The organism is Streptomyces sp. NPDC086080, from assembly GCF_044540255.1.
GTDB lineage: Bacteria > Actinomycetota > Actinomycetes > Streptomycetales > Streptomycetaceae > Streptomyces.
In genome coordinates this window covers 65,321-77,826 of sequence record NZ_JBITRU010000023.1, presented here as the reverse complement: position 1 = coordinate 77,826, position 12,506 = coordinate 65,321, and the positions used below count along the sequence as shown (strand labels likewise).

The following is a 12,506-nucleotide window of genomic DNA, read 5'->3' as shown; positions in this document are numbered from 1 at the left end:
CACAGACCGATGAGTCGGGTGGGGGCGCAGTGCGCAAGACGCGCTTCGTCGCGACGTCCGCGTCCTCGCAGGAGGGCGAAAACTCTCCTGAGCAGACGGAGCCCGTGGGCGGCCTGCGCAAGCGCACCCTCGTGGCCGGCGTGAGCATGGGTGTGGGCGCACTGCTGTGCTTCGTACTCTCCGCGGGGTTCTCCGGCGGTCAGAACGCGGTGAGCGATACAGCTGCGCCGGAGATCTCCTCTCTGCAGGAGCAGATCAGGATCACCGAGGCGAAGACGGCGGCGCTGCCGAAGGCCGACGACGCCGAGCGTGGTCTGAACGCAGCCCTGACGGCGGCTGGTCAGGTCGCGAAGCTGCAGAACGACTACCGCTACCTGACGCCCAGCGTGGCGGCAGACGGCGGCACGCTCGACACGGCGACGTCTCAGCCGACGCTGCGCAACCTCATCCCCTACTTCGCCCCCTCGGTGCACCAGGCGGACCTGGGACCGTGGTACCTGCTCTCCAGCGACAAGGACGTGGCGTCCGGCGTCGGGATCCCGATGAGCTTCAACTCCGGCTTTGAGTGGGTCGCCCAGGTGCCCTACCTGGTCAACGACGACAGCACCATCACGGTGACCTGGCTGGCAATGGAGACCAGGACCGGTGCGGGCGAGAAGCCGGCGGTGCTGGCCTGGGCCCGCGCCGACTACGACCTGGTCCGCAAGGCGTTCGTGAACATCCAGACCGGCACGACGGCCACCGGCGAGGCCCTGAAGCAGGAGGTGAAGGCACCATGAAGGAGGAGATCAAAGACAAGCTGCGCCAGCACGCCGGGAAGATCCTGCTCGGCGGCACCGGGGCGCTGCTCGCGCTCTCGGTGGTCACGCTCGGAGCCAGCCTGCTCAGCGACGGCCCGGCCGCGTCGGACACCCAGGCCGATGCAGTTGTTCACAAGCTCGAAAGCAACCTCGGCAACGCCCAGGCCAAACTCGCAACACAGCACACGGCGCTGCTGGCTCAGCTGCCGGGCATGGACATCGAGCGGGTGAACCGTGACAGGGCGACGGGCAGGTCCCTCCTGCTCAGCCTCACCGACAGCTCGGCGTCGACCCGGACCGTCAAGGAGCAGCAGGTACTGCTCGACGCGCGCTACGGCTTCCTCGACCACAAGTCCCGGGTGCTCACCGAGTTCGTGCCGGAGTGGATGACAGCGACCGGAGCCACGAAGGGCGCTGGGACGACGTACACGCTCGCTGATCTGGACATCGATGTGAGCCGGGTGCAGGGCCTGAACTACTCCTACACGGGGGTGGCCCGGCTCGATCCGGTCCGCGTCGGACCGGATCAGAACAGCGCTGCCAAGAGCGAGTTCGTGGTCTTCACCTACGCCACCTCTCAGGTCGGCACGGTGACGTCGCTGGACGCCTATCGAGCCTCCGGCAAGACCCGCGACGCCCTCGCTGCCGCCAGCGGGGAACAGCCCTCCCCCAAGCCGACCGGGTGAGCGAAGCGCCCACCGCTTCAGCACGCACCCCAGAAGACCCCGACGAGACGTAAGGACACGAACATGTCGCCCCAGACCCTGGAGAAGACCGAGCCAACCGCCCCGACGAGCACGGCCGCGACGGCGAAGAAGACCACAGCGAAGCCCGTGAAGGAACAGAAGGAATCGAAGCTGCGCACCGGATGGCGGCGTCTGGCCCCGAGGAAGGAGACCGGCAGGTTCTCCGTCGTGGTGTGGGCGGGGTTCTTCCGGGCCGTTGTCCTTCTCGCCGACTGCCTGCTGGCGTTCATCACGGCCATGGTCATCATCCCGCTGCTGGGCGCATGGCTGCACCAGCAGTCGGGCGCATCCCGGGGTGCGCTCAGTGCGGACGCAACCATCGCCATGTGGCTGATGCCGCTCCTCTTTCTGGTCGCACTGCTCGCCGCGGGCGAGATCGTCGTGATGCGCGGCATGTGGCGCTGGGCAACGCGGATGATCGCGAAGATCCGGGACGCCCGGGGCGAGGCGGCCGGGGCCGACGTCACACCGAAGTCCACGACCAGGACCACCAACCAGAACAAGACCAAGGGCAAGAGGAGCAAGTGATGCGTACCGCAGGACTGGCGATGAACGACGTATGGGCCCACCGTGTCCTGCGTGAACGAGGAGTGGAAACGTACCGGCTGGAGGGGGTGACCGCCGAGCTCGGCGTCATGGTCGAATCGCTCGACCTCAAGCACCGGGGCAAGGAGGAGAACTACCGTCCGTATCTGCACATGACGGGCGAGCTGCGCTCGGTCACACCGGCCAAGGCCCTGCCGTTCGGCATCTCCCAGGTGACCTACTCCCCCGGCCAGGGCGAGAAGGTAGACGCCTTCTATGAGTTCGACGACCAGCAGTTGGTCGTGCTCGCCGGCAAGGGCTACTTCACGAGCGGCTTCGCCGTGCCCGAGCAGGTCACCGGAATTGAGTGGGAGCTGCCGGCCACGGCGGACATGCTCGTGCTCGCTCCGTCGGGGGCGCAGGCCGAAGGCGATGCGCCCGTGGTCTTCACTCAGATCCACGACATCGGGGGCCTGGGGATCGATCTCGAGTCCAGCGGCTACGACCTGGCCGGTTACTTCGCCGACCACTCCAAGGACGGCGTCCCGCGGGCTGAGGCCGTGGTCGATGCGCGCGGGCTGAAGGCACGTTCGGACGCGATCAACTCGTTGTTCACCGAGGACGAGCTGGGCCTGGACACCGAGGTCAAGGAGGTCGTCGGAGCGCCCGTGCCTGAGGCAGCGCCGGCCGCTGACGGTATGAGCGCGCGTCTGCAGCAGATCGAGGCGGAGATCGCCGCCGAACGGGAGCAGTACCAGACCGAGCGCGCGAGCACCGAGGACACCACGGAGAACCTCTACCGGGAGCGCGTGGCGGCAGCGTTGCAGACGGCCAAGGAGCAGGAGGAGCCGCTCGTTCCCCCGGTCCCGGCCCGTGAGGCGCAGCGCGACCTGAACCTGGATCTCGACCTGGGGCTGGAGGAGCAGGAACAGGAGTCCCGACGACGTGAGGTCAAGCCCGCTCCGAGTCTGGACGAGCTCAAGCGCCAGGTAGCCCAGCGTGCGGCCGATCTGGACTTCGGCGAGGACGGCGAGCAGAGCCTGGGGTCCTGAGGACGGATCAGGCATGACGAGCGCGGCCCCGGTTGCTGGCGGACAGCAGCCGGGGCCGTAGTGCATCGGTACCGAGACAGGAAGGAGAGCGGCGATGGGCTTGAAGCAGGACATCATCGTGGTCAACGAATTCAGCGTGCCGCTGCCCGGCGGCAGGGGATCGCGCGGTGCGACGCCGGGCGACTACGTCACCCGGTACATGGCCCGCGAGCAGGCGACGGAGTCGCTGGCTCCGATCCAGCGCCTGCGCACCGACGACTTCATCATGCGCTACTTGGCGCGGGAGTCTGCCGTCGAGCGCGCCGGTATCTCGCGGGGCGCGGCGAAGCATGAGATGCGCCAGGCCCAGGGTGACGGCGGCGTGGCCTTCGGCTACGGCTCGGTCTCACTCTCCGACGAGCAACTGCGCGCGGCCGGCCACGACATCCAGCAGCACTTCGAGAACGGCAAGACCGTGCTCAAGACGGTGCTGTCCTTCGACGAGGAGTACCTGCGGAAGCGCAAGATCGTCGACGAGGACTTCCACTGCGAGGCACGCGGCGACTACCGCGGCCACATCGACCAGATGAAGCTGCGCATGGCGATCATGCACGGTCTGGAGCGGATGAGCTCGGGCACCAGCGGCTTCGACGACCTGCGCTACGTCGGGGTCATCCAGGTCGACACCGAGCACGTGCACTGCCACCTGGCCATGGTCGACGGCGGCCGGGGCCAGGTGGCGAAGAACGGTACGCAGCGCGGCAAGCTCCTGGACCGGCACAAGTCCAGGCTTCGCCGCGGTGTTGACGCCTGGCTCGATGAGAAGCAGGCGGTGGCTCATCTCTCCAGCGCCGTCGGCTACGAGCGGCGCAACGTCACCACCTTCATCAAGCGGTGGGCGCACGAGCGGATCCGCGCCGAGTCCCTGCCGCAGTTCCTGCTCGCCTGCCTGCCGGCAGACCGAACGTTGTGGCGCGCCAGCTCGAACGACGCCCGCATGCGCAAGGCGAACCAACTGGTGACCGAGCTCGTGAAGGAGCAACTCGACCGTGCCGGATCCCCGATGCCGGAGGCCATGGAACGCGTCGTCGACTACGCCAACGAGCGCCGCGCGAAGGAGTCTCTGAATGCGGAGGAATGGCAGAAGCTGGTCGAGCAGGGACGTACGCAGATCATGGAGCGAGCCGTCAACGGCATCTACCAGATGCTGCGGGCCATGCCGGAGTCGGAGCTGCGGGTGCGCACGCCGATGCTCGAAGTCATGGGGATGGACTACCAGCAGATGGCGGTGCTCGCCTCGGACCGGCAAGGCGAAGACGAGAATACTGAGGCCGACTTGGTCTCCTTCGGCTTCCGACTGCGCAGCTACGCCTCACGCCTGCAGCATCACCGGGAGAAGGCCGGGGTCTACCGCGACCTCGCGCACCAGTGGGAACAGGCCGAGAAGGCCGACGTCGCCGCCGAGGACTCGCGCCCGCTCTACGACTTCTACCGCTTCGAGGAGAACTACCACCGGCAGCTGATGAGCAAGTACCGGCACTTCCTGCCCTCCCTCGGGGACGCCGGTCAGTGGTACGAGCAGCAGCAGGACGTGGCGACCTACGGCCAGCGGCTGCTCTCGCTCATGGCGCTGCGCGCGGACGCCTCCCTGCAGCGGATGAACGACCCCGAGGAAGCCGAGAACCTGGGCCGGACAATCTACGATCAGCCCGGCGGCAGACTTCTGACCGAGGGCAAGCGCGGCCGGGCGGTGCTGGACGCGCGCATCCGGACGATGAAGCAGTCCTACGACCAGAAGCTGGACAGCCTCCGGGCTGATCTCGCTTCCTCCGGCCTGGTGCTGCGCGTGGCGTCGAGCGCCGAGGATCAGGCGAGTACGGAGACCGACGCGGTCAGTACGGACTTTGAGATCGTCGCCGGTGCCGCGTATGACTTCGACGAGGTCAAGGCCCTGGATCTGCACCACCTGGGCTACGACTTCGTCACCGACGTCGAGATCGGGCCGCATGCACGCCAGACCTTCTTCGAGACAACCAGTGACCGCCGACGGCTGCTGCTGGCGGCAATGGACTACCTGAACCAGTCCGGCCAGGCCGAGGCAATTGCCGATCTACCGGTGGACGATGTCGCAGCGATGACACGGGTCTTCCGGGAGCTGACGCTTCAGCAGACGGACGAGGGATCCGGCGCGCTCGTGTTGCGTTCCCGGATCGCAGAGCTGCGCGCCGAGCGCGAGCAGGCCGAGCGGATTCGACGGTCCAAGGCTTCGTCGCTGGACGCCGGCCTCGTCGTGCGAGTCCAGGCCCAAGTCGATCAGGCTGTGACCACAGCGGATGCCAGGACGGCATTCGACTCGCAGTCGCTCCCCATCCCGACCGACTTGGAACGCGACCAGAAAAACTAGTCGTCAGTCTTATCGAATACTCTATGAGAGTATTAGTGTGAGGAGCGTTCGACAGGGACTCAATGTCTTGTCCGGACGATGTGACTGATCGTGGCCGACTTGTCAGAGGGCAGTCGGAACGAACGGAGGGAAGAGATCATGGCAGTTCTCAAGGGCAAGGGCGCGATGACCGGAGTCAACCTCATCGCGAAGGTCTACAAGAACGGCGTCACCAAAGACGGCAAGTCCCAGTACGCCGACGTCCAGCTTGACGCTCGAGATCCGCGCGGTCCGGAGCAGACGAACCTGCACCTGAAGTCCGATCGGGTTCAGGGCGAGGACGGCAAGGTCCGCTACAACAACGGCGCTCCGTACTCCACCGGTCAGATGGAGGAGATCATCAAAGCCGCGGGTCCGAACACCGAGCCGATCCTGAACAAGGACGGCAACGAGGTCGGCACCGTCTACGGCTTCAAGGGCAACGTAATGCCCGCGACGCGCGGCACTGGCCTGGTGGTCAACACCAAGTCCGTCGAGGCCTCCGAGTTCAAGGTCGACGACAAGACGCTGGACAACCAGTTCGCATCCATGCGCGCCGCCCGCGAGGCACGGGCGGCGGCCAAGGAGTCGCTGGCTCAGGCCCCGACCCCTGAGGCCAAGCAGGAGCAGGCAGCCGAGGTCGAGTCCAACGAGCCGGCGGTCGGCTGAGACCGCGGTCGAGTCAAGCCTTATTCGAAAGACCCCTGGATGTCACTTGGCGAACTCGCCGTCGTCGCAAGCGAAATGCTCGCTGACGGCCTCGCTGCCATGGGTGCCTCGACGTACTCGCGGCGCCGCTCCCGTCAGGGCGATGAGCTGGCTTCGCACGGCTGATCCACAGATCCTCAGCGCGTGCACTCGAAATGACAAGAGTCACTCCGCGATCGGCCCCAGCATGGCCTACAAGAAGAAGGACCACCCAGAACGCTCCCTCGTGGAGCGATGGGGCCGATGCACCGCGACCTGACCACGTGCCAGGCCCCGCCGTCCAGGCCCCACCGTCCAGGCCTCGGCGATGCCGGCGCCCGACATCGCGCTCATTGCCTGACCACCGACCTCCCGCCGAGGCACACCCCCACCCAACTGCACCCCTTTTGGGAAGGTTTATACATGTCTGCACGTCGCGCAGCCGTGCTCGCCACCCCCGCGGCCGTCGTCGCCCTGCCGCTGCTGTCCGCCCCGGCGGCCACCGCCGCGCCGAAGACGGGGTGGTCCTGCCCGGACAACCCGCCGCTGCCGTACACGCTCCACGCCAGCGCGGTGACCATTCCCTCGAAGGCCACCACCAAGTCGACAGCCGTCGGAGTCCTTTACAAGTCACCCCCACCCCTCTGCTCCTTCTTCTCTTCCGCGCAGGTACCGTCATGCTCCCCTTCGCCGTTCCTGTGCCGATGACGCGCAGCTCGTTAATGCGCGCCAGCGACGCCCTGGCCACCCAGACCGCCACCTACGCCATCCCCCTGCTCATCCTGGTGACGACCGGCTCCACCGCCCTGACCGGCGCCGCCTTCCTGCTGGAATGGCTGCCGCGGCTGGCCGCCTTTACCATCGGCGGGCCCCTGGTCGACCGCTTCCGCGCCGACCGCGTCTTCCGCGCCGCCGCCCTCGCCCGCACCCTGCTGTGCGCGGCCGCGGCCGGCGCCCTGGTCGTCCTGCCCGCCGCCAGCATCGCGGCGACCGCCGTCGTCATGACCGTCGGCGCGGCTAGCGGACTGCTTTCCCAGGCCTGTTTCGTCGCCGTCGAGACCCTCGGCGCGCACGCCAGCCGCGCTGCCGGGGCGGATGCCCACCGCGTGCAGTCTGTACAGATCGGCATCGACCAGAGCGCCCTGCTGGCCGGCCCGCTCCTCGGCGGCCTGCTGCTGGCCGTCGACCCCACGCTGATGCTCACCGCCGTAGCCGCCCTGTCGGCCATCGCCGCCGCCAGCACGATCCCCGCTCCCACCACTGCGGCTGGCCCCGGTACCGGGGTGCGCGCCGTGACGGCCAGCCTGCGCACCGGATGGCGCACCGTACGGTCCATCCCCGCCCTGGTCTGGCTCGTCACCGGCCTCGTGGCCAGCAACCTGGCCCTCGCCGTTACCCAAGCCAGCGCCCCGATCACCGTCATGACCGGCTACGGGCAGTCCTCCATTGCGGTCGGCGCGGTCTGGAGCGCGGCAGGCCTGGTCTCCCTCGCCGCCGTCGCCGCCTGCCGCCGCGCCATCGACCGCTTCGGACTGTGGCCGGTCGGCGCCGTCGGCGCTGCCACCGCCTGCGCCGCCTGCCTGGCCACCGCACTGGCCCCCAACCTCGCCGTGTACGCGGTGACCATCGGCATCCTGATGGCCGGTGAGGGCGCGCTGACCGTCGTGCTGCGCACCCTGCGCGCCCGCCTCATCCCCGCGGCCGTCTTCGGCAGCACGCTCAGCGTGACCATCGTGCTCGTCGTATTGCCGATGCCCGTGGCCGGCGCTCTGGTGGCCGTCCTGCCCGCCAGCACCCTGCCCGGCCTGCTCCTGGCCTGCGCCGTCCTGCAGGGTGCGGCCATGGCCCTCGCCTTCCGCGGCCTGTGGCACCACCGCGCCTCCTACGCACCGAGTCGAACAGCCGCAGATCCCACGGCTGCTGCCCAGACCGACGCACTGCGCACGGCCTAATCCCACCTCCAACCCGTCCGTCTCTCCGGGGAGTTCACCGTGTCCCACCCCATGCTTCTCGTTATCGGCTCCGGCCCACGCCCCCTGCGCGGCTACTTGCTGGAACAGACCGCCGCCCACTACCCGCTGCTGCTGATCAACGACGCGCCCCTGACCTGGCAGAAGCCCTACGTCATCGACCACGAAGTCGCTGATCTCAGCGATCCGATCGCGGTGAACAACGCCGCCGCCTCCCTCGCCGTGCGATGGCCCATCGCCGGGGTACTGACCTGGGACGAGTTCCATCTGATGGCCGCCGCCCGGCTCGCACACAGCCTCGGCGGACGGCCCGGCAACACCCTTGCGGCCGTCGCCGCCGCCCGGGACAAGGCCACCTCCCGCCAGCGCTTCGCCGCCACCGGAGTCCCCTCCGCCGCCTCCACCTGGGTGCACTCCCTGGACGCCGCGGCCTCGGCGGCAGAACGCGTCCACTACCCGGTCGTCCTCAAGCCCGCCGCCTACGCCGGCAGCATCGGCGTCATCCGCGTGGACACCATCACCGATCTGCCCGCAGCCTGGGCCATCGCCTCCGCTGGCGCCGCCCACCAGGGCCCGGAAGGAGACGGCGTCCTCGTGGAGGAGTACCTCCACGGAGACGAGATCTCCGTGGAGACCGTCACCCACCGCGGCGTCACCAGCGCCGTGGCCGTCACCCGCAAAGCGGTCGGTTTCGCCCCCTACTTCCTGGCGACCAGGAACAGCGTCAGCGCCAACGACCCGCTCCTGTACGAGGTCGCCCCCATCGCCTCGGCCGCCCTGGAGGCACTCGGCGTCACCCACGGCGTCAGCCACACCGAACTCCGCCTCACCCCAGAAGGGCCGAAAGTCATCGAGGTCAACGCCCTCCCCGGCAGCGACCTCATCGGTGAACTCGTACGCCTGGCGACCGGGATCTCCCTGCCCCTTGCCGCCGCCGCCCTCGCCTGCGGCGAAATCCCCAACCTGCGCCCCACCCGGCAGCGCAGCGCCGCCATCGGCATGTTTTATCCACCCGCCGAGGGCATCGTCACCCACCGCGACCTGCGATCCGGCAGCGACCAGCACCTGGAGCACTTCCAGTGGCTGTGCGACGTCGGTGACACCGTCACTCTCACCCCCTCCAGCACTACGCCGAACAACATCCGCGCCGGGTACGCGGTCGTCAGCGGCGACAGCGCGCACGACGCCCAGCAGCACCTCGCCGATGTCCTCGCCCGCGCCGACGTGAAGGTCACCTCCGTCGTCCCCCGCGCCGCGTGAGCAACTCTGGCCGCCGCACGTGCCTTCGCAGGCCACCGGCCTGAACCTCAACCACGTCCACCGCACGCAACACACCGCACAGAACACTTCCACCGTCGCCGTTCCCGGAAGGAACCTCAGCATGTCTCCATCCACGCGCCTTGCCCACCTGCGTCCGCTGGCGCTCACGGCCCTGAGCATCGTCGTGGCGCTCGCCCTCGGCGCGTGCGACGTAGGCTCGGACCCCGACAGCGCTGGCAGCCCGACTCCGAGCACGAGCCGCACCCCCGTACCCAAGGGAGCGATCAGCAAGGTGGCCGCCCAGCAGGTGGTCGACCACTTCCAGGCAGTGAACAACGCCGCGAATGCCGCACGGGACGCCAAGCTGCTGGGCACCGTAGAAGCAGGGGTTCCCTACGCCCAGGACCAGGGCGCTTACAAGCAGTGGAAGACGTGGACGGCGAAGAAGCAGAAGACCTACTCCAGCCCGTTCGCGTACGAGAACCGTCAGTACATCATCCCGGCCGCCCCTGCCACGTGGTTCGCCGTAACGGCCACCTCCTCCGACGGTGACAAGTCCCGCGGCATGTTCGTCTTCGACAAGGCGGACGGTGGTCCGTACAAGATGTCCGGGGCGATCTGGCTGGGCAAGAAGACCACACTGCCCAAGATCGCCGTCGACCGGCACGGGCTGGCCGAGAGTGTCGACCCCGCACAGCAGGTCGGTGCGCTGGCTCCGAGCCAGCTCCGCACCGCGTACGAGGACCTGTGGGAAACCGGAGGGGCGCAGGAGGGCAAGAAGTTGGCCTCCACCGCGGAGACCGAGGAAGCCATCAGCAGCTACCGGCGCTACAAGGCACACGGCACCGGCAAGGACGACCAGACCGGAAAGAACATCGCAGACAGCTGGTTCGTCACCGCGGAGCCGGCCTCCAGCACGGTGTACGCACTGCGGCTGGCCAACGGTGGAGTCCTTGCTATCGCCGGGACCGCGCACACCCAGAAGACGGTGGTCAAGCCCCAGTACCCCAACGGCTACCTCCATGCGGGCGAGGCCCAGATCGCCCTCGGCGCCAGCGAAAGCGGCGAGATCTCCTCGATCAACGACACGTACCAGGGGCAGCTCCTGGCCGCACTCACCCCGCAGAGCGCGCAGGTGATCGACAGCGAGTGGGGGCAAGTGGGCTCCGCGAGCACTCAGCGGTAGCGACGCGGCGGATATGCCGCCCTCCTCTGTTCCGTCCCGGGCCACTTGGCTCACTACACACATGAGCTGTTTTGCTGCACCACAAGATCGCACTGCACCCGCGGCCGTCCGGTACATGAGCGGCGGGACGATCGTTCCGGGCAAGCAGGAGACGGTCTGCGATCCGATCGGGCGGCCTGTCGTCGACGACATGTACCTCGGCGCCGAAGAGGGTCTGGTGGATTCCAAGTGACCGGCCACGAGACGTTCGGGACCGCCCGGCACGAGGCGCCACTGCGCTTCGTCGCCGCGGCCGACATCCTCAACCGGATCTCGCCCTCCCACGCCCGCGGTCTTTACGCCGAAATCTGGGGACCACCCTGGCCACCGCCGTACTGCTCGCCTTCTTGCTCGCGGGATGGTACCTGGCCGCAGCCGCTGTCTGCCCCCCCCGCTGAAGGCCCTGACCAAAACCACCCTGCCCTCCCCCAACCTCCTGACTTTCCTGGAGCTCTCCCATGGCAACCACGCCCAAGCCCCTGCTGCTCCTCGGAGCCGGCGGAACCTCCCCCGCCTATCGCCGCGCCTTCCTGGCGAGCATTGCCGCCGCCTACCCCGTCGTCCTCGCGGACGCGGACGCCCCCGACTGGGCCCGCCCCTACCTGATCGACCACATCCCTGTCGACCTTACCGACACCGAAGCCACCGCAGCCCAGGTCAAGACGTACGCCGCACACCACGATTTGAGCGGCGTGATGACCTACATGGAGCACCACGTCGTCACCACGGCCTTCCTCGCACAGCAGCTCGGGCTACCTGGCGCCAGCCCTCAGTCCATGGAGGCCTGCCGGGACAAGGCGGCCACCCGCCGCCTCCTGGACGTGCACGGTGTGCCCTCCGCCCGCTCGGTGCTGGCCGACGACGCGGACACTGCCGTCGCATGGGCCGCGGATAACGGCTTCCCCGTCATGGTCAAACCTCGCGCCCAGGCGGGCAGCGCCGGCGTGATGCGGGCCGACACCCCCTCCGAAGTACGGGCCGCCTTCGACCGGGCCGGCCGGGAGACCGTTCTCGGCCTCGACGCCTACGGCCCCCAGGGAGTCCTGGTCGAGGAGTTCCTGGACGGCCCGGAAATCAGTGTGGAGACGGCGGTCCTCGGCCCGAGCAACAGCCGCATCATCGCCGTCACCCGCAAGCGGGTCGGGCCGCCGCCCACCGCCCAGGAATACGGGCACTGCGTAGACGCCCACGACCCTCTGCTGGCCGACCCCGAGCTCGCCCGCCTGATCACTGCCGCCGTCGACGCCGTCGGCGTGACCTGCGGAGCCCTGTGCATCGAGGTCATGCTCACCGCTCGCGGTCCGCGCATCGTCGAGATCAACGGCCGTCCGGGAGGCGACCTGCTCCACGTCCTGATCGATGAGGCACTGGGCCTGAACCTGGCCCAGATCGCGGCGGACATCGCCACCGGTACCCGCCCACGACTGCAGCCCAGTCGTGCACGCAGCGCAGCCATCCAGTTTCTCTACCCGGACCTCACCGGCGCCATACAACACCTGGCAGCCCCGGGCCAACTGACCGATCACGACTGGCTGGAGCGACTGGTGATTACCACAGAGCCGGGAGCCCATGTCGCTGCGCCACCGGCAGCCACCTACGACGACCGCCTCGCGCACTGGATCGTTCGCGGCGCCGATCCCGCGCAATGCGCGGCACGCCTGAGCCAGATCGAAGACGCACTAGAACTGCTCATCGCCCCACAGGCCCGCACGACCGCCTGCAGCCGATAGAAACCGCACCAGCACACGGAACGAAAGGCCTCGGAGTCCACTCCGAGGCCTTTCGCATTATCCATTCAATACCCTATTGAATGTGACTCATGATAAGATTCCTATTGATT

The 12,506-nt window shown here is 68.2% G+C and carries 11 protein-coding genes; all 11 read left to right on the top strand.

The window, feature by feature from the left end; genetic code table 11:
• The first annotated feature begins 29 nt into the window (after nucleotides 1-29).
• The 11 genes from ACIF9R_RS25060 to ACIF9R_RS25010 all read left to right on the top strand — a co-directional run bounded on the left by ACIF9R_RS25060 (nucleotide 30) and on the right by ACIF9R_RS25010 (nucleotide 12,396).
• Complete coding sequence (locus tag ACIF9R_RS25060; protein WP_399984152.1) at nucleotides 30-779, top strand: hypothetical protein; 750 nt, start codon at nucleotides 30-32, stop codon at nucleotides 777-779.
• Nucleotides 776-1,486: a hypothetical protein gene (locus tag ACIF9R_RS25055; RefSeq protein WP_399984150.1), complete on the top strand. Its 711-nt coding sequence runs from the start codon at nucleotides 776-778 to the stop codon at nucleotides 1,484-1,486. The genes ACIF9R_RS25060 and ACIF9R_RS25055 overlap by 4 nt, the downstream gene beginning before the upstream one ends.
• A gap of 63 nt (nucleotides 1,487-1,549) precedes the next feature.
• Nucleotides 1,550-2,074 carry a hypothetical protein gene (locus ACIF9R_RS25050; RefSeq protein WP_399984148.1) on the top strand — a complete coding sequence of 175 codons (525 nt, stop codon included), beginning with the start codon at nucleotides 1,550-1,552 and terminating at the stop codon, nucleotides 2,072-2,074.
• Complete coding sequence (locus ACIF9R_RS25045) at nucleotides 2,074-3,123, top strand: hypothetical protein (RefSeq protein ID WP_399984145.1); 1,050 nt, start codon at nucleotides 2,074-2,076, stop codon at nucleotides 3,121-3,123. Before ACIF9R_RS25050 ends, ACIF9R_RS25045 begins: the two co-directional genes overlap by 1 nt.
• Before the next feature lie 94 nt (nucleotides 3,124-3,217).
• Nucleotides 3,218-5,506 carry a relaxase MobL gene (gene mobL / locus ACIF9R_RS25040; RefSeq protein ID WP_399984142.1) on the top strand — a complete coding sequence of 763 codons (2,289 nt, stop codon included), beginning with the start codon at nucleotides 3,218-3,220 and terminating at the stop codon, nucleotides 5,504-5,506.
• Nucleotides 5,507-5,644: 138 nt separating this feature from the next.
• Nucleotides 5,645-6,193, top strand: a complete 549-nt coding sequence (locus ACIF9R_RS25035; protein WP_399984139.1) for a hypothetical protein — start codon at nucleotides 5,645-5,647, stop codon at nucleotides 6,191-6,193.
• A 441-nt stretch (nucleotides 6,194-6,634) separates the two neighbouring features.
• Nucleotides 6,635-6,919: a hypothetical protein gene (locus tag ACIF9R_RS25030; protein ID WP_399984136.1), complete on the top strand. Its 285-nt coding sequence runs from the start codon at nucleotides 6,635-6,637 to the stop codon at nucleotides 6,917-6,919.
• Between the two features lie 14 nt (nucleotides 6,920-6,933).
• Nucleotides 6,934-8,163: an MFS transporter gene (locus ACIF9R_RS25025; RefSeq protein ID WP_399984133.1), complete on the top strand. Its 1,230-nt coding sequence runs from the start codon at nucleotides 6,934-6,936 to the stop codon at nucleotides 8,161-8,163.
• Between the two features lie 51 nt (nucleotides 8,164-8,214).
• A complete protein-coding gene (locus ACIF9R_RS25020) occupies nucleotides 8,215-9,441 on the top strand; it encodes an acetyl-CoA carboxylase biotin carboxylase subunit family protein (protein ID WP_399984130.1) in 1,227 nt (408 codons plus the stop codon).
• A 121-nt stretch (nucleotides 9,442-9,562) separates the two neighbouring features.
• The gene (locus tag ACIF9R_RS25015; RefSeq protein WP_399984127.1) at nucleotides 9,563-10,627 is read left to right on the top strand and encodes a hypothetical protein; all 1,065 of its coding nucleotides are present in this window, start codon (nucleotides 9,563-9,565) and stop codon (nucleotides 10,625-10,627) included.
• A 497-nt stretch (nucleotides 10,628-11,124) separates the two neighbouring features.
• Nucleotides 11,125-12,396 (top strand): ATP-grasp domain-containing protein, encoded by a 1,272-nt coding sequence (locus ACIF9R_RS25010; RefSeq protein WP_399984124.1) that lies wholly within the window; start codon nucleotides 11,125-11,127, stop codon nucleotides 12,394-12,396.
• The last annotated feature ends 110 nt before the right edge of the window (nucleotides 12,397-12,506 follow it).